This window comes from Millisia brevis NBRC 105863 (assembly GCF_001552615.1).
In the GTDB taxonomy this organism is placed as follows: Bacteria; Actinomycetota; Actinomycetes; order Mycobacteriales; family Mycobacteriaceae; genus Millisia; species Millisia brevis.
Map to the genome: position 1 here is coordinate 39,878 of NZ_BCRN01000008.1, position 21,538 is coordinate 61,415.

At 67.8% G+C, this 21,538-nt stretch carries 15 protein-coding genes, 1 tRNA gene and 1 other RNA gene; 6 read left to right on the forward strand and 11 right to left on the reverse strand.

Translation table 11 applies throughout. The annotated features are described in order from the left end of the window. Positions 1-168: 168 nt before the first annotated feature. Positions 169-1,905, forward strand: a complete 1,737-nt coding sequence (locus MB1_RS12680; protein ID WP_066907572.1) for an ABC transporter ATP-binding protein — start codon at positions 169-171, stop codon at positions 1,903-1,905. Between the two features lie 11 nt (positions 1,906-1,916). After that, on the forward strand, positions 1,917-3,836 hold the full coding sequence (locus MB1_RS12685) for an ABC transporter ATP-binding protein (protein ID WP_084351671.1): 1,920 nt from the start codon (positions 1,917-1,919) through the stop codon (positions 3,834-3,836). 195 nt (positions 3,837-4,031) lie between these two features. On the opposite strand, the gene MB1_RS25100 is transcribed toward MB1_RS12685, so the two are convergent. The 6 genes from MB1_RS25100 to MB1_RS12715 form a co-directional block, all read right to left on the reverse strand. Continuing rightward, a complete protein-coding gene (locus MB1_RS25100) occupies positions 4,032-5,480 on the reverse strand; it encodes a plasmid pRiA4b ORF-3 family protein (protein WP_245650167.1) in 1,449 nt (482 codons plus the stop codon). Between the two features lie 198 nt (positions 5,481-5,678). Further along, positions 5,679-7,103 carry an MFS transporter gene (locus tag MB1_RS12695; RefSeq protein ID WP_066907577.1) on the reverse strand — a complete coding sequence of 475 codons (1,425 nt, stop codon included), beginning with the start codon at positions 7,101-7,103 and terminating at the stop codon, positions 5,679-5,681. An 81-nt stretch (positions 7,104-7,184) separates the two neighbouring features. Then, positions 7,185-8,540 (reverse strand): permease prefix domain 1-containing protein, encoded by a 1,356-nt coding sequence (locus MB1_RS12700; protein ID WP_066907580.1) that lies wholly within the window; start codon positions 8,538-8,540, stop codon positions 7,185-7,187. Then, on the reverse strand, positions 8,540-8,914 hold the full coding sequence (locus MB1_RS12705; protein ID WP_066907584.1) for a PadR family transcriptional regulator: 375 nt from the start codon (positions 8,912-8,914) through the stop codon (positions 8,540-8,542). Before MB1_RS12705 ends, MB1_RS12700 begins: the two co-directional genes overlap by 1 nt. Before the next feature lie 75 nt (positions 8,915-8,989). Then, entirely contained in the window at positions 8,990-10,021 is a 1,032-nt protein-coding gene (locus MB1_RS12710) for a Fic family protein (protein ID WP_169801651.1), read from the reverse strand. A gap of 360 nt (positions 10,022-10,381) precedes the next feature. Continuing rightward, complete coding sequence (locus MB1_RS12715; protein WP_066907590.1) at positions 10,382-13,816, reverse strand: bifunctional proline dehydrogenase/L-glutamate gamma-semialdehyde dehydrogenase; 3,435 nt, start codon at positions 13,814-13,816, stop codon at positions 10,382-10,384. Positions 13,817-13,967: 151 nt separating this feature from the next. On the opposite strand from MB1_RS12715, the gene tgt reads away from it, so the two are divergent. Beyond that, positions 13,968-15,224, forward strand: a complete 1,257-nt coding sequence (gene tgt / locus MB1_RS12720; protein WP_439646943.1) for a tRNA guanosine(34) transglycosylase Tgt — start codon at positions 13,968-13,970, stop codon at positions 15,222-15,224. Here tgt and MB1_RS12725 read toward each other — a convergent pair. From MB1_RS12725 to MB1_RS12745, 5 genes are all read right to left on the reverse strand, one after another. After that, entirely contained in the window at positions 15,194-15,925 is a 732-nt protein-coding gene (locus MB1_RS12725) for a queuosine precursor transporter (protein ID WP_245650168.1), read from the reverse strand. The two genes, tgt and MB1_RS12725, sit on opposite strands and share 31 nt — an antisense overlap. 83 nt (positions 15,926-16,008) lie before the next feature. Next, on the reverse strand, positions 16,009-16,932 hold the full coding sequence (locus MB1_RS12730; protein ID WP_066907596.1) for a DUF2189 domain-containing protein: 924 nt from the start codon (positions 16,930-16,932) through the stop codon (positions 16,009-16,011). 202 nt (positions 16,933-17,134) lie between these two features. Continuing rightward, positions 17,135-18,049: a tRNA glutamyl-Q(34) synthetase GluQRS gene (gluQRS, locus tag MB1_RS12735; RefSeq protein WP_066907599.1), complete on the reverse strand. Its 915-nt coding sequence runs from the start codon at positions 18,047-18,049 to the stop codon at positions 17,135-17,137. A 53-nt stretch (positions 18,050-18,102) separates the two neighbouring features. Beyond that, positions 18,103-19,053: an alpha/beta fold hydrolase gene (locus MB1_RS12740; RefSeq protein WP_084351719.1), complete on the reverse strand. Its 951-nt coding sequence runs from the start codon at positions 19,051-19,053 to the stop codon at positions 18,103-18,105. Between the two features lie 106 nt (positions 19,054-19,159). After that, positions 19,160-19,244, reverse strand: a tRNA-Ser gene (locus MB1_RS12745). A 137-nt stretch (positions 19,245-19,381) separates the two neighbouring features. On the opposite strand from MB1_RS12745, the gene ffs reads away from it, so the two are divergent. The 3 genes from ffs to MB1_RS12760 all read left to right on the forward strand — a co-directional run bounded on the left by ffs (position 19,382) and on the right by MB1_RS12760 (position 21,485). Continuing rightward, positions 19,382-19,478: signal recognition particle sRNA small type (ffs, locus tag MB1_RS12750), an RNA gene on the forward strand. An 89-nt stretch (positions 19,479-19,567) separates the two neighbouring features. Continuing rightward, positions 19,568-20,842, forward strand: a complete 1,275-nt coding sequence (locus MB1_RS12755) for an aspartate aminotransferase type Ic (RefSeq protein WP_066907980.1) — start codon at positions 19,568-19,570, stop codon at positions 20,840-20,842. A 61-nt stretch (positions 20,843-20,903) separates the two neighbouring features. Beyond that, on the forward strand, positions 20,904-21,485 hold the full coding sequence (locus MB1_RS12760; RefSeq protein ID WP_066907602.1) for an HhH-GPD-type base excision DNA repair protein: 582 nt from the start codon (positions 20,904-20,906) through the stop codon (positions 21,483-21,485). Positions 21,486-21,538 lie beyond the last annotated feature (53 nt).

Sequence of the window (21,538 nt, forward strand, 5' to 3'; positions counted from 1 at the left end):
ACACCGCATCTCGGATGTTTCGGTGGTGTCGCGGGGCGGTTCGGCGCGCGGGTTGCGTCCTCGGGCCGGTCGGACCGCCGGCCCGTCGCCGCAGCAGAAACGGGCAAACGGGGCATCACGAAAATCGGTCGGGCCGCGTCGGAGGGTGGGGGTACCGTCGGAGAAATCATGGAACTGATCCGTTTGGCCGTGCGCTTCCTGCGGCCGTACCGCACGCTGCTCGTCGGGGTCCTGGTCCTCCAGGCGATCGCCACGGCCGCCGCTCTGTATCTACCGGTCCTCAACGCCGACATCATCGACTACGGCGTCGCCGTCGGCGATACCGGATACATCTGGTCGACCGGCCGGTGGATGCTCGCGGTGACCCTGGTGCAGGTGGTCTGCTCGGTGGCCGGCGCCTGGTGCGGTGCCCGCGCGGCGATGGCCGCCGGCCGCGACCTGCGCGCCGCGATCCTCGATCGGGTACAGACCTTCTCCGCGCGCGAGGTCGGCCGGTTCGGTGCCCCGTCGTTGATCACCCGCAATACCAACGACGTTCAGCAGGTGCAGCTGCTGATGATGATGTCGACGCAGATCCTCGTGATGGCGCCGATCATGTGCGTCGGCGCGATCGTGATGTCCCTGCGGCAGAGCCTGCGACTGTCCGGTTTGCTGGCGATCGGCGTCCCGCTGATGGCGATCTCGATGGGCGTGCTGATCGTGATGCTCACGCCGATCTTCGGGCGGATGCAGTCGCGGATCGACGGGGTCAATCAGGTGCTGCGCGAGCAGATCACCGGTATCCGGGTCGTGCGGGCGTTCGTGCGCGAGGACTACGAGGCCGAGCGCTTCGAAGCCGCCAATGTCGACCTGACCAATGTCGCCCTGCGCGCCGGCCGGTTGTTCGCGGTGATGTTCCCGATCGTCATGATGATCGCCAATCTGCTGATCGTCGGGGTGATCTGGTTCGGCGGCCACGTGATCGACGACGGTGGCATGCAGATCGGCGCGCTGACCGCGCTGATGTCCTATGTCATGCAGATCCTGATGTCGGTGATGATGACGTCGTTCGTCGCGATGATGGCGCCGCGTGCCGCGGTGTGCGCGCAACGCATCGACGAGGTGCTCTCCACCCGGCCGACCGTGACCGCCCCGGAGCACCCGCGGGAGATGACCGAATCGGCCGGTCGGATCGTCTTCGACGACGTCGAATTCAGCTACCACGGCGCCGAGCGCCCGGTCCTCGACGGGATCAGCTTCGATGCGGCCCCCGGCACGGTCACCGCGATCATCGGCAGCACCGGCTCGGGCAAGACCACGCTGATCAACCTGATCCCGCGGCTGATGGACGTCACCGCCGGTCAGGTGCGCGTCGGCGGGGTCGATGTTCGCGAACTCGACCCGGCGGCGCTGCGATCGCGGATCGGGCTGGTCCCGCAGCGGGCCTACCTGTTCTCCGGCACGATCGCCGACAACCTGCGTTACGGCAACCCCGATGCCACCGACGAGCAACTCTGGGAGGCGCTGCGCATCGCGCAGGCCGAGGACTTCGTCCGCGCGATGCCCGAGGGGCTCGAGTCGCCGGTTTCCCAGGGCGGCACCACCGTCTCCGGCGGCCAGCGCCAGCGCCTGTCGATCGCGCGCGCCATCGTTCGCCGTCCGGCGATCTACCTCTTCGACGACGCCTTCTCCGCCCTGGACACCACCACCGACGCGGCTCTGCGCGCGGCCCTGCGCCCCGCGGCCGCCGACGCGACGGTGATCGTCGTCGCCCAGCGGATCGCCACGATCATCGACGCCGACCGCATCCTGGTCCTCGAGGACGGGGCGGTCGTCGGGGACGGGAGACACGCGGAGCTGGTCGAATCCTGTCCGGTCTACTCGGAGATCGTCGAGTCTCAGCTGTCCTCGGTGGGTGCGCCGTGACCCGTCCCGGAATGAACCCGCAAGCCCCCGGTTCCAAGGCCCGCAACTTCCGCGCCTCGGCGACCACCCTGCTCGGCTGGCTGAAGCCCGAGCGCTTCCTCCTCGCGCTGGCGGTGCTGTGCGTCCTCGGCAGCGTCGTGTGCACGGTCGTGATCCCGAAGGTCCTCGGCCACGCCACCGACCTGGTCTTCAACGGCCTGATCGGCTCGACGCTGCCCGCCGGGATCAGCAAGGAGCAGGCGATCGCCGGCCTGCGCGAACAGGGCCAGAACCAGCTCGCGGATATGGTCTCCGGCACCAATGCGGTGCCCGGTGTCGGTATCGACTTCGACGCCGTCGGCCGCACGCTGATCCTCGCGATCGTCCTGGTGGCCATCGCCGCGCTGCTCGGCTGGTGGCAGGGCCTCGCGCTCAACCTCGCCGTCCAGCGCACGATGCGCCGGCTGCGTTCCAACGTCGAGGCCAAGATCCACCGACTGCCGCTCGGATACTTCGACACCCACGCGCGCGGCGACCTGCTCAGCCGGGTCACCAATGACATCGACAACCTGTCGCAGGCGATGCAGCAGACCTTCAGCCAGCTGCTCACCTCGGTGTTCACCGTGCTGGGCATCGTGGTGATGATGTTCTGGATCTCGCCGACCCTGGCGCTGATCGCGTTGATCAGCATCCCGGTATCGGTGATCATCACCGCCCTGGTGGCGCGGCGGTCCAAGCCGCACTTCGTCAACCAGTGGCGCAGTACCGGTGAGGTCAGCGGCATCGTCGAGGAGGCTTACTCCGGCCACGAACTGGCCACCGCCTACGGGCGCGAGGCACAGATCGCGGCGACCTTCGCCCGGTCGAACGAGCAGATGTTCCAGTCGTCCTGGCGCGCCCAGTTCATCTCCGGGATGATCATGCCGCTGCTGATGATGGTCGGAAATATCAACTACATGCTGGTGGCGGTCCTCGGCGGTCTGCGGGTGGCGTCGGGCACGATGACGCTCGGCGATGTGCAGGCGTTCGTTCAGTACTCCCGGCAGTTCACCCAGCCGCTCACCCAGATCGGCGCGATGGTCAACCAGATGCAGTCCGGTGTCGCCTCGGCGGAGCGGGTCTTCGACGTGTTGACCGCCGACGAGCAGAGCCCCGACGCGGTCGACGCGGTGGTGCCCGAGGGGCGGACCGGGCGGGTGGAGTTCGACCACGTGTCCTTCCGCTACGACCCGCAGCGGCCGCTGATCGAGGACCTGTCCTTTGTGGCGCAGCCGGGTCGGATGGTCGCGATCGTCGGTCCGACCGGCGCCGGCAAGACCACCCTGGTCAATCTGTTGATGCGGTTCTACGACATCGACTCCGGACGGATCACCATCGACGGTGCCGACACCGCGCAGATGACCCGGGCCCAGCTGCGGGAGCGCACCGGAATGGTGCTGCAGGACACCTGGCTGTTCGAGGGCACGATCGCCGAGAACATCGCCTACGGCCGCCCCGGCGCCACCCGCGCCGAGATCGAGGAGGCGGCTCGGGTCAGCTACGTCGACCGCTTCGCGCATTCGCTGCCCGAGGGGCTCGACACGGTGATCACCGAGGGCGGTGGGGGTGTCAGCGCGGGTGAGAAGCAGCTGATCACCATCGCGCGGGCGTTCATCGCCGACCCGTCGGTGCTGATCCTGGACGAGGCGACCAGCTCGGTCGACACCCGCACCGAGCGGTTGCTGCAGCAGGCGATGGCGTCGATCCGGCAGGACCGGACGAGTTTCGTGATTGCGCACCGGTTGTCGACGATTCGGGACGCCGACCTGATCCTGGTGATGAACGACGGTCGGATCGTCGAGCAGGGCACCCACGAGGAGCTCTACGCGGCCGACGGTGCCTACCGGCGGCTGGCTGACGCCGCCCGGGCGAGTGCCGGCGGAACGGTGGATCTGGAACCGGCGGGTGGCTGACTGAGGATCGCGCGTTCCCGGTGATCGCCGTTGCGGATCACCAGCCGCTGGCCGTCCTCGTCGAGTTCGTCTGCGAACCGGGTCACATCGGCGGCCACCTCGGTCCGCAGTGCAGTGGCCGGCGTCGTCGTCGACCTCCCCGCTGCATTGCGCATCGGTGCTGGGGACGAGTTTCGCGTCGTCGGTCGTCTCGCCTTATGTCTGTATGACTGCTCGGGCCAGAGCGGCGACGGAGTGGTTCACGCCGTGCGCCCGCGGGCCCTTGCGTGCGGCGCCCGCGAGCAGTCGGAGCACATCGAGCGTGGGGCTGTCGGCTGGAGGTCCGCCGTAGGGATTGCCGCCGCTGCGCCAGCCGAGCTCGTACATGAGCGAGCTGATGTTTTCGTCCCACAACTGAACCGGCGTCTCGCTCCCGGCCACGGCGAGGGCTGCCCAGCCGGCATGCCTGTCGGCTGGATCCCTGCCGAGCGGAAGGCGGTTGATGATGTGACGCAGTATCGCCTGCGCGTCGCCCGTGTGGTCGGTGATCAGTCGGGTCGGGGCGATCCGTCCCTTGCGGACGGACACGAGCCCCAGTGCTCGTGCCGAGGCACGCAGGTCCGCGATCGGCCAGGTGAGGTCTTCGCGGTTGGCCTTCCCGATCCACCAGTCGGCGATGCCGGTGCGCTGTGCGATCTGCTCGACGTCGGCCGGTTTCAGGTATCCTGCGCCGGTAAGGGGCGCACCGCCGCCGATGACGTCGAGCAGCACGCGGAACGGCTCGGTCAGCTCGACCGCCGCATCCGCGCTGATCTCGGTCGGGCCGTGAGCGGACGGATGCGCGAGAGCATCGCGCAGACCGCGTGTGCCGCGGTTTCGTGAAAGCTCGAGCAGCGACGCGAGTTCCTCGACGACAGCGACCGGCTCGGCGGTGACCATGGCGATCAGCTGGTTGGTTTCATCGATGTCGAACGCATCGGGGTGCCAGCCGTCGGGCAGCCAGTCGCGTCCGTCCGCGGTGCTGTCGAACACTTCGGGTCGCAGTGCCTCGGCGTAGTCGCCGCGCACCCAATCGGCGAGTTCGTCGTAGCCCCAGATGCCGCCGCAATCCTCCGGAGGGCAGGCCAGCTTTCCAGCGATGCACACGGCGGCCGGGGGAGGTGTGTCGAGAACTTTCTCAACGCGCAGTACGTGCTCCCAGTTGTCGCCGAAGTCGTAGTCGTACCAGAGTCGGTCGCCCGTGGCGGACAGGATCCGGTCGAGCCGCACGTCGATTTCGAGCATGCCCTCGTCGCCGTCGTCGAGATCGAACTGGGTGAGGAATTCGGGTGCGTTACGGCCGTTGCCCGTGCGGAAGCGGTGCAGGTGGCTGTCCGTCCACCCCATCGACGCCTGGATCACCTCGTGCAACCGGGGCAGCGTGATGTCGCCGGGTACCTCGATACGGCGCCAGACCGGAGGCTTCGCGCGCTGCAGGTCGATCCGGAGTCGGAAACCCTGCACCGTCGCCGGGACGGGGAGAAGCTGCGGCTCGGGTCGCCGCCAGAGGTCATCCATACTGTCCATATCGGTTATAGGAGCGGCAAACTGCTCCTGCGCCGCTCCCGTCTGTACGAGCTCGATGAACTTCCGGATCTCCGCTGCCTCGAAGTCTTCCGATGCCACGCGCCTCCCCCTGATCCCGCGGGCGCCGTGATCGGCACGCCGACGTGAGCAATTCTCGTACGGCCTACGGGCGTCCGTGCAACCTCGGAGCGCAGCCCGCGATCCGCTCGACCTATTGGCGGAGGCCACCATACTGGGCGCACCCCACAAAGTGTTGCTCCACAACTTTTTCCGACCACCAGGCCGGATTGGGACTGATCAGCCCGGACCCGGGTTGGGCTCGACTGGTTGCAGGGCCCGGCCGGCGGTGGCCCGCGCGGCGACGAGCACCGCGCCGAGGGCGAGCACGGCGGTGATCGTGAAGACGGCGGTGAACGAGCCGGTTCGGTAGGTGATCAGACCGAAGACGGCGCCGGCGATCGCGAGGATCAGCGCGGTGCCCAACGAATCGGCCACCGACAGCGCCGACGAGTTGAATCCCTTGGTCGTCGGGGTGGAAAGGGCGAGCGCCGAGGTGCTGATCCGCGGGTACATCAGTCCGATCCCGCCGCCGGCGATCGTCCACGACACCGTGACCAGCACCGGCGGAAGGTGCCACCAGGCGGTCACGACGACGAGCGCGGTTCCCGCGAACACCGTCAGGGCGCCGCCGAGGATCGCGTGCCGGTGGCTGATCCGCTCGCTCCAGTATCCCTGTGCCAGGGACGCCAATCCCCAGGCGACCCCGCTCATCGTCAATGTGAGACCGGCGAGCACCGCCGAGAAGCCGTAGCGATCGGTCAACAGGAACGGGATGTAGACGTCGGCAACCATGACCGCGGAACCGGCCAGACCGCGCACCAGCACCACGCCGGGCAGTCCCGGCCGCCCGCGCAATGTGCCCGGCGGGAGCAACGGCCGGGTGGCGAGCAGCGCGACCATCGCTGCCACGGCAGCGGCGACGATCCCGATACCTGGGTGTTCGGCGACGATGCTGAGCACCAGGATCGCTGCGGCAGCAAGGATCGCAAACGGCACCGGGCGGATCGACGTGCGGAGCCGGCCGGCAGGCGGGGAGTCGAGGTCGAGCGGCCGCAGTACCGGAATCAGTACCGCCATGATCGGAATCACCAGGGCAGCCACGCCGAGAAAGACCCAGGGCCAGCCGATGCGCTCGGCGACGAAGCCGGCGATCGCCGGCCCGATCAGTGCGGGCAGCACCCAGGCGGCGGCAAATCCGCCGAAGATCGCCGGGTGCAGCCGATCCGGATACACCCGAGCGACAAGGACGTAGAGCGCCACGTTGAGCGCCCCACCGCCGAAACCCTGGATCAGCCGACCGGCCACCAGAACGTCCATCGTCGGGGCGAGGCCACAGATCACCAACCCGGACACGAACAGTGCGATCGACGTCCACAGCGCAATACGCGGCCCGGATCGGTCCGACCACAGACCGCACACCACCATGCCGATCACCCCGGTGGCGAGCGGGGCGGCAAAGGCCAACGCGTACAGGCGTTCACCGTCGAGGGCGGTACTGATCACCGGCATCGCCGTCGTGACCGCGAGGTTCTCGAAAGCCACCAGGAAGATCAGCACGATCGCCGCCAGGGTGATCCACCTGTGGCGTAGATCGAAGAGGCTGGGCGCGTCGGCTACGGTCTCGAACCCCGAACTGTTGGGTCCGGGGTCGTCGTGCGTCACCAGCGAAGTCTAGTGCGTGCTGAGGCGGGCTCCGGTGGGGGACCCGACAACATCCTCGGCCGCTTCGGACCGGTCATGACCTCAGACGAATCCGAAAAGCGGTGGGAATATCAGCACCACGATTGCCGCCCAGGCCGCGTACACCGGCAGATAGGTTGTCTGCCAACGCTCGACGGCGGCGAACGGCCGCCTGCCGCGCAGGAATCCGGCGAGCAACACCGCCGACCACGCCAGATGGACGAGCAAGACGAGGTTCAGGCCCAGTGCGGCGGTCTTGTTCGCGGTGAACCCGAATTCGGCGATGCGGGTGAGCATCGCGGTCAGGGCCACGGCATTGACCGCGAGCGCCGCGACGACCACCGCCAATTGCAGCCAGTCGAACAGACCCGGTGGTGCGAACGGGTCGCGGGCGGAGATCGAGTAGAGCAGCAGGAAGAGCACCACGATCAGCACGGCGTCCATCAGGATCAGCAGGTTGCGGTCGACCTCGGTGAGCGGGCCGTTCGCCAACAGCACCGTGAGGTCGGCCAGCAGCATCAGGAATGCCAGGGGCGTGAACACCCGGGTCAGCACCGGCGCGATGTTCTCCACCACGCTCTTCTTCGCGTCGACCAGCCACGCCGCCACCAACAGCGCTCCCGGCATACCGAACGGCAACAGCCATTGTTCGAGAACCGGTTCGAGGTCGACATCGACCAACGAGAGCACCCCGGCGGTCAAGCCGAGCAGGACGCCCGACCCCAGGGCGATCAGCGCCAGGTACATCGCCAGTTCTCCGGCGAACCGCACGAAATCCATGCGCCGATCGGGTGAGCGCCAGTCGCCGCCGGTGTGCAGCACACCGGCCAGCAGCCACAGCAAGACCGGTACATGGGTGAACGCCAGGACTGCCGTCATCCCCGGGGTCGAGCCGTCCGTCGCAAAGGGATAGAGGTTCACCGCCAGGAAGGGCACCGCAGCGAGCGCGGCAACCACCGCGCAGACCTTCGGGGACACCCGGCGGGACCAGGCGAACCAGCCCGCGAGAAACGGCAGTACCGCGAAGGAAATGTTGCGGACCTGCGCCATCTCACCGTCCGCGAACGTCAGCAGCAGCTTGACGGCGACGCCCGCCCCGAGCGCAAAACCGAGCAGGACGACCAGGTCGCGCCGGCGGTCCCAGCCGCTCACACCGTCCTCGGCCGTCGGGAGCAGAACGAGTTGCTTCCACAACCGATTGGAGTGGGCGCGGGCGAACTCGCGGGAGACCTCGTCGAGATTGCCCATCCGCTTGACCGCCACCAGGAACGCCTCGTCGGCGTCGAGGCCGGCGCTCTCGAGTTCGGTGATCCGTTCGCGCAGATGGTCTTCCATCTCGTCGATGTCGGCCTCGGTGATTGCCGGGCGGCGGCGGACGAAGCCGCGCCACTGGTCGATCTGCTCCTCGACTCCGCTCATCACGCGAAACCGCCGGCCGGGTTGATGCGGTGAATCGGAGGTAGGGCGGCAGACTGCCACACTCGGTCGAGCGCGTCCGACACCACGCTCCACTGGGCGCGCCGTTCGGCCAACGCGTCGAGGCCGGTCGAGGTGATCGCGTACTGCTTGCGGCGACGACCCGTCTCGGAGGTTCCCCAGGAGGCGCGCACATAATCGTTGCGCTCGAGCCGGTGGAGCAAGGGGTAGAGCATCCCGTCGGTCCACTGCATCCGCCCGTCGGACAGATCGTTGACCCGCTTGACGATGGCGTACCCGTAGGACTCGCCCTCGGCGAGAATCCCGAGCACCAGAGGGGTGGCCGAAGCTGCCACCAGGTCCTTGTCGATGCGCATGCGCGTTCCTATACCTAGAGCTGGTAGGGATCACTACCCTAGCAGCTCTAGGTATAGGTCTCATGCTTCGAACGTTTAGCCCGTACTCGGGTCGAGGATCTCCAGGATGCTCTTGGCGACCCAACGATGTCGTGTTCCGGACCCTTCGCCGATCCTGTGAACGATTCCTGCGTCGGAAAGCGTCCGGAGCAGATTTGCGGCGCCGGGTTGACTGACGGCAAGGCGGTCTTGGACCGCTCGGACGGTAATGACCGGGTTTGCGAACAGCAAATCTGCCACCTCGATCGCCCGACTTCGTCGTCCCTTCAACGCCGTTCGGTAGGATTCTCGCAGGTCGGCGAGGAGCTCGGCGCGAGCTACCGAATCCATTGCCTGAACGTGTATCGCTCTCAGGAAGAACTCGAGCCACTCATGGATCTCTCCCCGCTCCCGAAGGTGTTGCAGGCGATCGTAGTACTCACTTTTGTGTTGCTCGAAGTAGTTCGATATGTATAGGAGCGGTGCCGGGAGCCTCCGCTCATTCATCAAATAGAGAATGATGAATAGGCGTCCGATACGACCGTTTCCGTCCAGGAATGGATGGATCGTTTCGAACTGATAGTGCAGTAGGGCGCACCTGATCGCCATCGGTAGCTTGTGCTCCGAAAGGTGCAGATACTTCTCCCAGTCGTCGAGCGCCGGTTGCATGTTCTCGACAGTCGGTGGCACGAACCGAGCCGTTGCCGGGCGATTGTCCGGTGAGGAGATCCAATTCTGACTCCGGCGGAAGTCGCCGGGTGTGCGCTCCTGGCCGCGGACGCCGGTCAGGAGGATCTCGTGCATCTCTCTCATCAGGCGCAGGGACAAGGGAAAGCCACCGGCCAGGCGGTCAATACCGTGCTGGAGCGCCGAGATGTAATTGCGGACTTCTTGTACGTCCTGTCGCGTCGATCGGCCCGTCACCGCGGCGTCGAATACCTCGGTAACCGACGCCTGGGTTCCCTCGATGCGTGAACTGGCGACGGCCTCGCGAGTGATATAGGCGTTGACGAGGAGGTGTGGGTCCGGCAGCAGTCGCCCGGAACCGGCAAGTCGACCAAGCGATGCATCTGCCTCCGACAGCAGCATGATCGTCTCCGGTCTCAGAGTCAGGTGCTTGGGAACGGTTGCGGGCACGAATGCGTAGTACGGAGCGCCGCCTCCGGTCGAAACTGCGCGTCCCCAGTCCGTAGCTACAAACTTCGTTGGGTCCATGCGCGTAACCTATAACATGAGTGCCTGAAAGTTTTAGGTTGGGCTTGAGCCGCCAACGGTTGTTGTAGGTGGCTGACGAAACCGCGCTCCTGGCCGATCTGCCCCTCGATGGCGGGTCGCGATTCCTCATGCCCGCGGGGGCTCGCGGTCGACGGCATCTCGAGCATCGAGCGCTGCGGGCAGGCAGCCACCAGGCCCTTGTCACTCCTCCCGGGTGCATGCCGGAGGGCATGCTCAGAACAGATCCTCGACCAGCACGGTCGGGGAGCCGAAGCGGTGGGCGGTGACCGACACCGCCTGCTCCCGCAGGAATGGCAGCATCTCGATGCGCCCCGCCTCGGTCACCGGTTGCGCGTAGAGGGCGATATCGGCCCGACCTTTGCTGTGCTCGGCGAAACGTTGCCGGTCCCCGCCGAGTAGTCGCACCCGCGCCGGGGCGTCCGCTCCGGTGAGGCGGGCCCCCCAGGCGGCGTCGTCCTCGACCAGATAGTCGGCGTGGCGGCGAACCAGCTCCGCAACGCTGTCGGGTAGTTCCTCGGCAGCCGAGACTCGCGACGGCGCTCCGGAGCGAATGCCGGCGACCAATACTCGGATCAGTTGCGCCACGTCGTTGTCCTCGTAGCGAATCGTGACCCCGATCGGTGCGTACCGCAGGTAGTTCAGTTCCACCCGCAGATCCGAGACGTCGCGCGCGACGCCGAACTCCTCGTTCCAGGCGGCGGCATCGGATCGCGCCGACCGCAGCAGGAAAGCCCGCTGCGCATCGGTCAGTTCGGACGCCGCGGTGCCCGTGAGGGCGACCGCGATCGCTTCGACGGGATCGGCGCCGCGCGTGGCCGGCACGGTCACCCAATCACTGAGGCCGACAAGGTAGTTGGGTCCGCCCGCCTTGGTGCCGGCACCCACGGCGGACTTCTTCCAGCCACCGAACGGTTGCCGCCGCACGATGGCCCCGGTGATTCCGCGGTTGACGTACAGGTTTCCAGCTTCGACCCGTTCGAGCCAGTGTTCGAGTTCGTGGCGGTCGAGGGAGTGCAATCCGGCGGTCAGGCCGTAGTCGACCTGGTTCTGGATGGCGAGGGCCTCGTCGAGGTCGGCGGCCTCGATCAGCCCGAGTACCGGTCCGAAGTACTCGGTGAGGTGGAATTCCGAGCCTCGGGCGACACCCGCTTTCACCCCCGGGGACCACAGGCGGCCGGTGTCGTCGAGTTGTTTCGGTTCGACCAACCACCGCTCGCCGGGGGCCAATTCGGTCAGCGCCCGCTTCAGCTTGCCGGCCGCCGGCTCGATGATCGGGCCCATCTGCGTCGTCGGGTCGGCCGGGTAGCCGACGGTCAGCGAGCCGACCGCGTCGACGAGTTGATCGAGGAACCGCCGCGACCTGGCCACCGAACCGACCAGGATCGCCAGCGACGCCGCCGAGCATTTCTGGCCGGCGTGCCCGAACGCCGACGACACCAGATCCTTCACCGCCAGATCGAAATCCGCGTGCGGAGTGACCACCAACGCGTTCTTTCCGCTGGTTTCCGCGAGCAACGGAAGGTCGGGTCGGAACGTGCGGAACAACTGGGCGGTGTCGAACGCGCCGGTCAGGATCAGTCGGTCGACCGAGGGGTTACTGATCAGCCGCCGGCCCACCTCGCCCTCGTCGGTGTGCACCAGGTGCAGCACGTCACGGGGCACCCCGGCGTCCCACAACGCCTGCACCATCAGTGACCCACACCGCTTGGCCTGCGGCGCCGGCTTGACGATCACCGCCGACCCGGCGGCCAGCGCCGCGACGGTCGACCCGGTGGGTATCGCGATGGGGAAATTCCACGGTGGCGTCACCACGGTCAGCCCGACCGGCACCTGCCGAGCGCCGTCGACGGTGTCCAGGGCGCAAGCAGATTCGCTGTAGTAGTTGACGAAGTCGATCGCCTCGGAGACCTCGGGGTCACCCTGATCGATCGTCTTGCCGCACTCCGCGCCCATGACCTCCAGCAGGCTGGCGCGAGACCTCTCCAGGCTCGCCGCCGCCGTGCGCAGGATCTTCGCCCGACCGGCCCCACCGAGCGCCGCCCACTCCCGGCCGGCCGCGACGGCGCGATCGACCAGCGCATCGAGCTGCGACTGCTCGGTGACGGTGTACTCGGCCACCAGATCGTCACCGAGAGTCGATCCGTCGATCGACGCGATGATGTCGGCCGCCCACTCCCGGTTCGGCACCAGCGACGGATCGGTATCGGCGACGTTGTCGAATCCGTCCTCCCGGATCGCCGCGGTTGGGTCGTCACGGCGCCGATCCTGACGACGATTCGGCAGCGGCACCTCGCCGTCGACGGCCGCCAGCGAGGCGGCGAACCGGTCGCGTTCGCGGGCGAACAACTCCGGATCGTCGTGCAGGGAGAACACCGCGGACATGAAGTTGTCCTGGCTCGCGCCCTCCTCGAGGCGACGCACCAGATACGAGATCGCCACGTCGAAGTCCTTGGGGTGCACCACCGGTACGTACAGCAGCAGGCCGCCCACCGTGCGGCGAACCGCTTCGGCTTGGCCCTCGGCCATGCCGAGCAGCATTTCGATGTCGATGTACTCCCGCACACCGAGTTGCCCGGCCAACAACCAGGCGTAGGCGACGTCGAACAGGTTGTGTCCGGCGACGCCGAGCCGAACATTGCGCATATGTTCGGGCTGCAGGGCGTAGTGCAGCACCCGCTTGTAGTTGGTGTCGGAATCCTGCTTGCGCGGCCAGGTGGCGACCGGCCAGTTGTGCAGCGTCGCCTCGACATGTTCCATCGGCAGATTGGCGCCCTTGACCAGCCGCACCTTGATCGGTGCTCCGCCGCGAGTGCGTCGGCTCGCGGCCCATTCCTGCAGGGTGATCATCGCTCCGAGGGCGTCGGGCAGGTAGGCCTGCAGGACGATCCCGGCTTCGAGATCGAGCAATTCCGGGCGGTCGAGCAACCGCATGAACACCGCCATCGTCAGGTCGAGATCGCGGTACTCCTCCATATCCAGATTGATGAACGTGCGCGACGCCGACGTGGCGGCGAACCGGTAGAGCGGCAGCAGGCTCTGCTCGATGTGATCGACCGCCGCATCAAACGACCAGGCCGAATGCGGTGCGATGGCCGCCGACACCTTGACCGATACATAGTCGACGTCGTCCCGTTCGAGCAGTCGACGGATCTCCGTGAGGCGCCGATCGGCCTCCCGTTCGCCCAGGACCGCCTCGCCGAGCAGATTGATGTTCAGCCGGACGTCGCGCGCACGGATACGGGCGATCCCGGTACCGAGGCGCTTGTCGCCCGCGTCGATCAGCAGGTGGCCGACCATCTGTCGCAGGGCCCGTCGGGCGATCGGCACGACCAGCCGCGGCGCGACCCGGGATGCGGCCGCACCCGTTCGCAGTGCGGTGCGCAGATGCCAGGGGACGAAGGCGGGCACATTCGTGGCCAGGTCCTGCAGGCTTTCCGCGGCGATGCGGGGATCCTCCGGGCGGATGACGCGATCGACGAACCCCACCGTGAAGTCCAGACCCGCCGGGTCGGTGAGCACATCGGCCAGCCGGCGGGCGGCGGCGCCGGAGGGGATCTGTGCGGCCTCGGAAAGCCACTGCCGCACAAGGGTGGTCACCTCGTCCAGGGACGGCCGATCATCGGTGGTGCGCTGCTGCTCCGTCGTCATCTGGTCATCCTCACCGTGTGGTCCGGTCCTATCCGTCAGTATCCGACCGCCGCCGCTCGGCGGCCGGCTTTGTGGCGAACCGGACGGTGCAGGGAGCCGAGAGCACGATCGGGGCGAAGCGTCCGCGCACACGGATGGTGGAATAGACGGCGTGGATCAGTCGACCGGCATCGGGCCGTCCTTCGAGGTGACCGCCCGTCTGGACGACCGAGGCGGGCGCGCGGGGGTGCTCACCACCCCGCACGGCGTCATCAACACCCCGGCGTTCGTTCCGGTCGCCACCAAGGCGACCGTCAAGGCGGTGCTGCCGGAGACGATGGCCGACCTTGGCGCCCAGGCGCTGCTCGCCAACGCGTACCACCTGTACCTGCAGCCCGGACACGACATCGTCGAGGAGGCCGGGGGACTGGGCCGGTTCATGAACTGGCCCGGCCCGACGTTCACCGACAGTGGCGGTTTCCAGGTCCTCTCGCTCGGTGCGGGTTACAAGAAGGTCCTCGCCATGGAGGCGGTCGACGCGCACGCCCAGGCGGTGCAGGCGAAGAACAAGGACAACCTCGCCCGCGTCGACGAGGACGGGGTCACCTTCACCTCACACCTCAACGGCTCGAAGCACCGCTTCACCCCCGAGGTGTCGATGCGGATCCAGCACGCCCTGGGCGCGGACATCATCTTCGCCTTCGACGAGCTGACCACGCTGGCCAATACCCGCGACTACCAGGTGTCCTCGGTCGCGCGCACCCACCGCTGGGCGCAGCGCTGTCTCGACGAACGGGCCCGGCTGGCGGCCGCCCACCCCGATCGGCCGGAGCAGGCGTTGTTCGGGGTGGTGCAGGGCGCCCAGTACGAGGATCTGCGCCGCCAGGCCACCCGGGGGCTGCTGTCCCTGGCCGATGAGAATGGTCGCGGCTTCGAGGGATTCGGCATCGGCGGCGCGCTCGAGAAGAGCCGGATGGGCACGATCGTGCGCTGGGTGACCGAGGAACTACCGGACGACAAGCCTCGCCACCTGCTCGGGATCAGCGAGCCGGACGACCTGTTCGCCGCGGTCGAGGCCGGCGCCGACACCTTCGACTGCGTCAACCCCTCCCGGGTGGCGCGCAACGCCGCGATCTACACCCCCGACGGGCGGTTCAACATCAACACCGCCCGCTTCCGGCGGGACTTCACCCCGATCGACGCGGACTGCGACTGCTACACCTGCGGGCACTACACCCGCGCCTACCTGCATCACCTGTTCAAGGCGAAGGAGATGGTGGCCTCGACGCTGGCGACCATCCACAACGAGCGGTTCACCGTGCGCCTGGTCGACGCGATGCGCGCGGCGCTGATCGCCGGAAACTTCGACGCCCTGCGCACCGAGTTCCTCGGCCGGTTCTACGGCTCACCGGCCGCCGTGGCGCGGTAGAACGGTTCGTTGCGCTTGAGGTAGGCGATCACCCGGTAGGTGATCGGCAGCACCGCGACCTCGACCAGCGTCTTCCACAGGAATCCGACGAGCACATAGTTGACGAAGTCGCCGCCGGTGGTGATGCCGATGACACCGGCGGCGATCGAGCAGAACACCAGGGTGTCGAAGAATTCGCCGACCACGGTCGACCCGAGCAACCGCGCCCACAGATGCTTCTCGCGGGTGCGCCGTTTGATCGCCACCAGGACGGCCGCGTTCAACAGTTGCCCCACCAGGTAGCCGAGCAGACCGGCGAGCACCAGTCGGGGGACCGCGCCGACCACCGTCTCGAGCGCCTGCTGGTTGTCGTAGAACGGCGCGGGCGGCAGCGCCAGCACGATCTGGAAGGACACGACCATCAACAGCAGGGCGCCGAATCCGATGTAGATCGCCCGGCGGGCCGCCTTGAACCCGTAGACCTCGCTGAGCACGTCGCCGAGGATGTACGCCAGCGGGAAGAGCAGGAAGGCGCCGTCGGTGACGATCGGCAGGATCTGCAGCGGACCGAGGGTGACGTGGCTGTCAGTGAAGAAGGCCACGCCCTTGCTGGCCGCGATATTCGAGATCAGCAGCGTCGTGGTGAACAGCGCGACGATCGCAGGATAGTAAACCCGCAGGTGAGCGGGGTTCGGCGCGGTCGACGGCTCGGGGGTTGTCACCGGGCGAATCTACGCAACAACAACGCCGGCCGCGAATCCCGAAGGACTCGCGGCCGGCGTGTGGTCGTTACCGGGTCCAAGAATCAGGCGACCGGAGCCACCCGTCCGCTCACCGTCACGCGGTAGGCGTAGGTCAGCGCGATCACCGACACGGGAACCGTGACGAGCAGGCCGATGCCGAGCAGGATCGCACCGACGATGTTGAGGCCGATCAGGGCGATGAACAGCAGCACCAGCGGTCCGACGTTGGCCGACGTGGCCCGGAAGCTCGAGTTCAGAGCCGCAACCGGCGCCTCGTTGCGGTCGATGACAAACATCTGGGTGAACATCAGCAGGAAGGCCGCGATGATGCCCGGGATGATCAGCAGGATGAAACCGATCCCGGTGATGACGCTGACCAGGACCGACGCGAGAACGATGTTCACGACGTTCGGGAACTGGAAGTAGGCCTCGATGCCGGGCCGGTTGCCGTCGAGCTCGTGCAGCGCGCCCCGCACGAAGGCGGCACCGAAGATCGCGCCGACCACGGTCGACACCAGGTTGAACAGCAGGACGGTGAACAGGCCGGTACCGGCCTGGCTGCTGATCCACTGGATGATGATGGAGACCACGGCGAATGCCACGATCACGAGCAGCCACGGCACGGGGTTGCTGCTGAAGCGCTTCCAGCCGTAGCCGATCGCGTCGCCGACGCTCAGCTGCGCGCCGCCGCCGAAGCCCTGGTTGCCGTAGGCGTCATTGCCGGAGCCCTGGTAGGCGGGCGGCGGGTAGCCTGCGGCCGCGTACGGATCACCGGCACCCGGCTGGCCGTAGTTCTGCTGGTTCGGCTGCTGGTAGCCGGGCTGCTGGTAGCCGCCCTGCTGCTGGTAACCGCCCTGGTCGTAGCCCCCCTGCTGCGGGTATCCGCCCTGATTGGGGTAACCACCCTGTGCTGGGGGATAGCCCGGCCACTGGGGATCACCGCCCTGCCCCTGCCCCTGGTAAGGGTCGTTGCCGCCTGTGGTCATTCGCTTCCTCCGCGTAGACATTGTCGTCGCGATCGACTCTACGTTGGAGGCTCCCCGGGTTATAGGGGCAGGGCGCGAGAACCGGACACAACCGGCGGGACCGGTCCGCCGGTAGCTGCCAGGTGGGCGCGGTGACCGCGGTGATCGGCGACGAATCGATTCCGGGCGATGCTATTCCCGCTCGGCGCGGCGGCCGGAGGGTTCATCCGCAGGGTTCCGGGGTGAGCGTCCACGGCTCGGTGGGCAGCAGGGCCGGGTCGAACCGGTCGAGCAGGTCGGCCATGTCGACCACCTCGCCGGGAGCGGCCAGATGCAGCGACGCCGCCAGCGCGGAGCGCACCTGCGCGGAGGTCTCGCCCAGGGCCAGGCGCTGCCGCAGCGTCACCGCGCCATCGCGCTTGGCCAGCCGTGCCCCATCCCGCCCGAGCACCAATGGCACGTGCGCGTACTCGGGAACGACCCCGCCCAGCAGGGCGGTCAGATGGGCCTGACGCGGCGCGGAATCGAGCAGGTCATCGCCGCGCACCACCTGGTCGACGCCCATCGCGATGTCGTCGACCACCACCGCGAGGTTGTATGCCGGGGTGCCGTCACCGCGCTGCAGAACGAAGTCGTCAACGACGCCCGTGTAGGAGCCGAACCGCAGGTCGGTGACGGTTTCGGTAGCGATGTCCGCGCGCAGTCGGATCGCCGGCGGACGCCCGGATGCCTCCCGTTCCACGATCTGCTCCGCGGTCAGCCGGCGACAGGTGCCCGGATAGGCGCCCGGCGGCGCGTGCGGGGCCGATACCGCGGCGTGAATCTCGCGGCGCGTGCACCAACAGCGGTACGTGCGGCCGGCGGCGGTCAGGTCGTCGATCGCGGTGCGGTAGCGCTCGATCCGGTCGCTCTGGACCACCGGGTCGCCGTCAACGTCGAGGCCGAGCGCGAGCAGGTCGGCGAGCTGCCTGCCCGCAGCCGCGGGATCGGCGCGGCCGGTGTCGAGGTCTTCGAATCGCAACCACAACCGCCGGTCGGTCGAGCGGGCGTACAGCCACGCCAGCATCGCGGTGCGCAGATTGCCCAGGTGCAGATCACCGGTCGGGCTCGGCGCGTACCGTCCCGCGCCGTCGTTCACCGAGTGCCGCTCATTCGACCGTGTTCATTCGGCGCTATTCATTCCGTGGCCGTTCATTCGGGGCTCGTCGAGCTCCGGACCGACTCGTCGGATCCGGCCACGGCCGGCTGCGGGGTGTCGTCCACGGATGTGGCACGCAGCGGAGCGTCCTCCACGGACCGGGCCCGCTCGAGGACCGCGTCGGCCACCGCCTGCGGCTGCTGATCCGGAATCCAGTGCGAGCCGGGCAGCACGATCAACCGGTACGGCGCCCGCACGTAGCCGCCGGTGGTCATCGCGGCGTGCCGGCCGAGCGCGACGTCGCCGCTGCTCCACACGTAGGTGGTGGGGACCCGAACGCGACCGACCGACGAGGACCGCCCGTAGAGCGGCATCGCGCGGTAGTAGTTCAGACCGCCGGTCAGGGCGCCGTCCTCGACGGTATCGGTCATCACCCGATCGGCTTCCGCGGCGGACATGCCGGTGGCGATCAGCGACTTGCGCATGAGTCCCGGCGCTCGTCGCGCGGCCAGTTCGGGCAGCACGGGCAACTGGAAGACGCCCATGTAGAACGAGCGCAGGATCTGCCCGCGCGGCATCGCGGCAATGAACGCCCCCGGATGGGGAACCGAGATCGCGGTCAGGGAGCGGATCAGGTCCGGACGGCGGGCAGCGAGGGCCCACGCCACCATCGCGCCCCAGTCGTGGCCCACGAGGTGGACCGGCTCACCGATCACGTCGATCAGCGCGACGATGTCCTCGGTCAGATCGTCGATCCGGTAGGCGCCGCGGGCGGTCGGACGGGCGCCCGGCGAGTACCCGCGCTGGTCCGGTGCGAAGGTGCGGTAGCCGGCGGCGTTGAGACGCTCGGTGACGGCCGACCACGAGGCGGCGCGCTGCGGGAAGCCGTGCAGCAGCACCACCGGAGACGTGGACGCATCGAGGGGGCCGCTGTCGATGACGTCGAAGGTGAGGTCGTCGCGGTCGAAGGTGGTCACACGGGTCGAGGAGGACGGGACCGTCATGCCGCCATCGTAGGTGGTCGGCGACGGCGCGAGCCCGCGTGCCGACCGCACGCCCGAACGACGAAACGCTCGCACCCGGACGTCCGGATGCGAGCGTTTCGATCGGCGGAGGATAGGGGATTTGAACCCCTGAGGGCGTTAACCCAACCCGCGTTCCAGGCGAGCGCCATAGGCCACTAGGCGAATCCTCCGCGGTGAACTATACCGAGTCGACCGCGCAGGACCGAAATGCCGCCCGTGACCGGCCACGATGCGACGCCGAGTGATCCGGATCGGGGCGATCGGACGGGGGGTTTGGCCACCGGTACGGCGGTGTGACTAGACTTGTCGGCGGATCCCGCGCGGCGCGCATCCTGTGAACTCCCCCAGGGCCGGAAGGCAGCAAGGGTCAACGGGCTCTGCCGGGTGCGCGGGGTCCGCTTTCTTGTGTCCACCCCGGCACGAGGGCCGCAGGGTGGCAATCGATGCGGAAGGCCTCGGTACGGTGACCGGCACGCAAACGCAGTACGGCTTGATGACCCCCGACGAGATGGCCGCCGAGTTCGAACGGCAGGCCGCCGCCTACGAGGCGTTGCGTCAGCGGGGCCTCGCCCTCGATCTGACCCGCGGCAAACCCTCGCCCGATCAACTGGACCTGTCGAACGACCTGCTCGCGCTGCCGGGTGCCGATGACTACAAGGATTCGTCGGGCACCGACGTGCGCAACTACGGCGGCGCGACCGGTCTGGCCGATCTGCGCGCGATCTTCGCGGAACTGCTCAACATCCCGGTGGGCAATCTGCTCGCCGGGGAGAACGCCAGCCTCGCGATGATGCACGACGTCATCGTGTTCTCCGTCCTCTACGGCGGGGTGGATTCCCCCCGGCCCTGGAAGGACGAGCCGGTGGTCAAGGTGTTGTGTCCCAGTCCGGGATACGACCGCCACTTCGCGATCACCGAGCACCTGGGCTTCGAGTTGATCCCGGTGCCGATGCTCGAGGACGGCCCGGATATCGACCGGATCGAAGCGCTCGTCGCCGCCGATCCGCAGATCAAGGGCATCTGGACAGTGCCGGTCTACTCGAACCCGACCGGTGTCATCTTCTCCGCCGAGGTGACGCGGCGCCTGTTCGCGATGCCGACCGCCGCCCCGGACTTCCGGGTCTTCTGGGACAACGCCTACGCGGTGCACCCGCTGACCGACGACATCGTCGACAACGTCGACGTCGTCGCGTTGGCTGCCGACAGCGGCCACCCGAACCGTCCGTTCCTGTTCGCGTCGACCTCCAAGATCACCCTGGCGGGCGCCGGGGTGGGCTTCATCGGCGCCTCCGACGAGAACATCGCCTGGTACCAGCGGCACAACGCGGTCCGCTCGATCGGCCCGGACAAGGTCAACCACCTGCGGCATGTCCGGTTCTTCGGCGATGCCGCCGGGGTGCGCGCCCACATGGCCAAGCATCGGGAGCTGCTGCGCCCCAAGTTCGACATGGTCGGCCGCATCCTCGAGGATCGGCTCGGCGCGTCGAAGGTCGCCACCTGGACCGACCCGAAGGGCGGCTACTTCGTCAGCCTCGACGTGCTGGACGGCTGCGCGGCCCGCACGATCGCCCTGGCCAAGAAGGCCGGTATCGCGTTGACCCCCGCCGGGGCGGCCTTCCCCTACGGCAAGGACCCCGACGACCGGAACATCCGGATCGCGCCCACCTTCCCGACTCTCGCCGACCTCGAGCCCGCGATCGAGGGCGTCGCCGGCTGTGTCCTGCTGGCATCGGCGGAGAAGCTCTCCGGTCGCACCGTCGAGGTCTAGCGGTTTGTCGGTGGGTCGCGGGGCCACGTTCGCCCGACGACCCGCCGACTACCCTGGGCCCATGACCACGGTGTGCATCGCCCAGGATCCGCAGGCCGACGCGCTGTTGGGCTCGGACTTCTTCGCGCTGCTGATCGGCATGACCCTGGATCAGCAGTTCCCGATGGAAGCCGCGTTCACCGGCCCGAAGAAGATCGCCGATCGAATGGACGGATTCGATATCCACCGCATCGCGGAATCGGATCTGGACGCCTTTGTCGCGCTGTCTTCGACACCGCCGGCGATCCACCGGTTCCCGGGATCGATGGCCAAACGGGTGCACGAATTGGCCAATGTGATCATCGACCGCTACGACGGGGATACCGCGGCGATCTGGACCGAGGGCGACCCCGACGCGAAGGAGGTCTTCCGTCGGTTGAAGGCGCTGCCCGGCTGGGGTGACCAGAAGTCGAAGATCTTCATTGCGCTGCTCGCCAAGCAATTCGGGGTGACCCCCGCCGGTTGGGAAAAGGTGACCGGTGCCTACAGCGAGCCCGACTCGCGCCGGTCGGTGGCCGACGTCGTGGACGCGACCACCCTCCAGGAGGTCCGCCAGTTCAAGAAGCAGCAGAAGGCCGCCGCCAAGCAGGCCGCCGAGGCCTGACCGGTCGGTCGGCGGGTTCGTGCCGCGCCCCGACAACGGGGCTTTCGCCGGGA

Bases quoted from the DNA above. Each gene is read 5' to 3' on its own strand.
- MB1_RS12680 (WP_066907572.1), top strand. From the start codon at position 169: ATGGAACTGATCCGTTTGGCCGTGCGCTTCCTGCGGCCGTACCGCACG.
- MB1_RS12685 (WP_084351671.1), top strand. From the start codon at position 1,917: ATGAACCCGCAAGCCCCCGGTTCCAAGGCCCGCAACTTCCGCGCCTCG.
- MB1_RS12700 (WP_066907580.1), bottom strand. From the start codon at position 8,540: ATGAGCGGAGTCGAGGAGCAGATCGACCAGTGGCGCGGCTTCGTCCGC.
- MB1_RS12705 (WP_066907584.1), bottom strand. From the start codon at position 8,914: ATGCGCATCGACAAGGACCTGGTGGCAGCTTCGGCCACCCCTCTGGTG.
- MB1_RS12710 (WP_169801651.1), bottom strand. From the start codon at position 10,021: ATGCTGCTGTCGGAGGCAGATGCATCGCTTGGTCGACTTGCCGGTTCC.
- MB1_RS12715 (WP_066907590.1), bottom strand. From the start codon at position 13,816: ATGACGACGGAGCAGCAGCGCACCACCGATGATCGGCCGTCCCTGGAC.
- MB1_RS12730 (WP_066907596.1), bottom strand. From the start codon at position 16,932: ATGACCACAGGCGGCAACGACCCTTACCAGGGGCAGGGGCAGGGCGGT.
- MB1_RS12740 (WP_084351719.1), bottom strand. From the start codon at position 19,053: ATGACGGTCCCGTCCTCCTCGACCCGTGTGACCACCTTCGACCGCGAC.
- MB1_RS12755 (WP_066907980.1), top strand. From the start codon at position 19,568: ATGACCCCCGACGAGATGGCCGCCGAGTTCGAACGGCAGGCCGCCGCC.
- MB1_RS12760 (WP_066907602.1), top strand. From the start codon at position 20,904: ATGACCACGGTGTGCATCGCCCAGGATCCGCAGGCCGACGCGCTGTTG.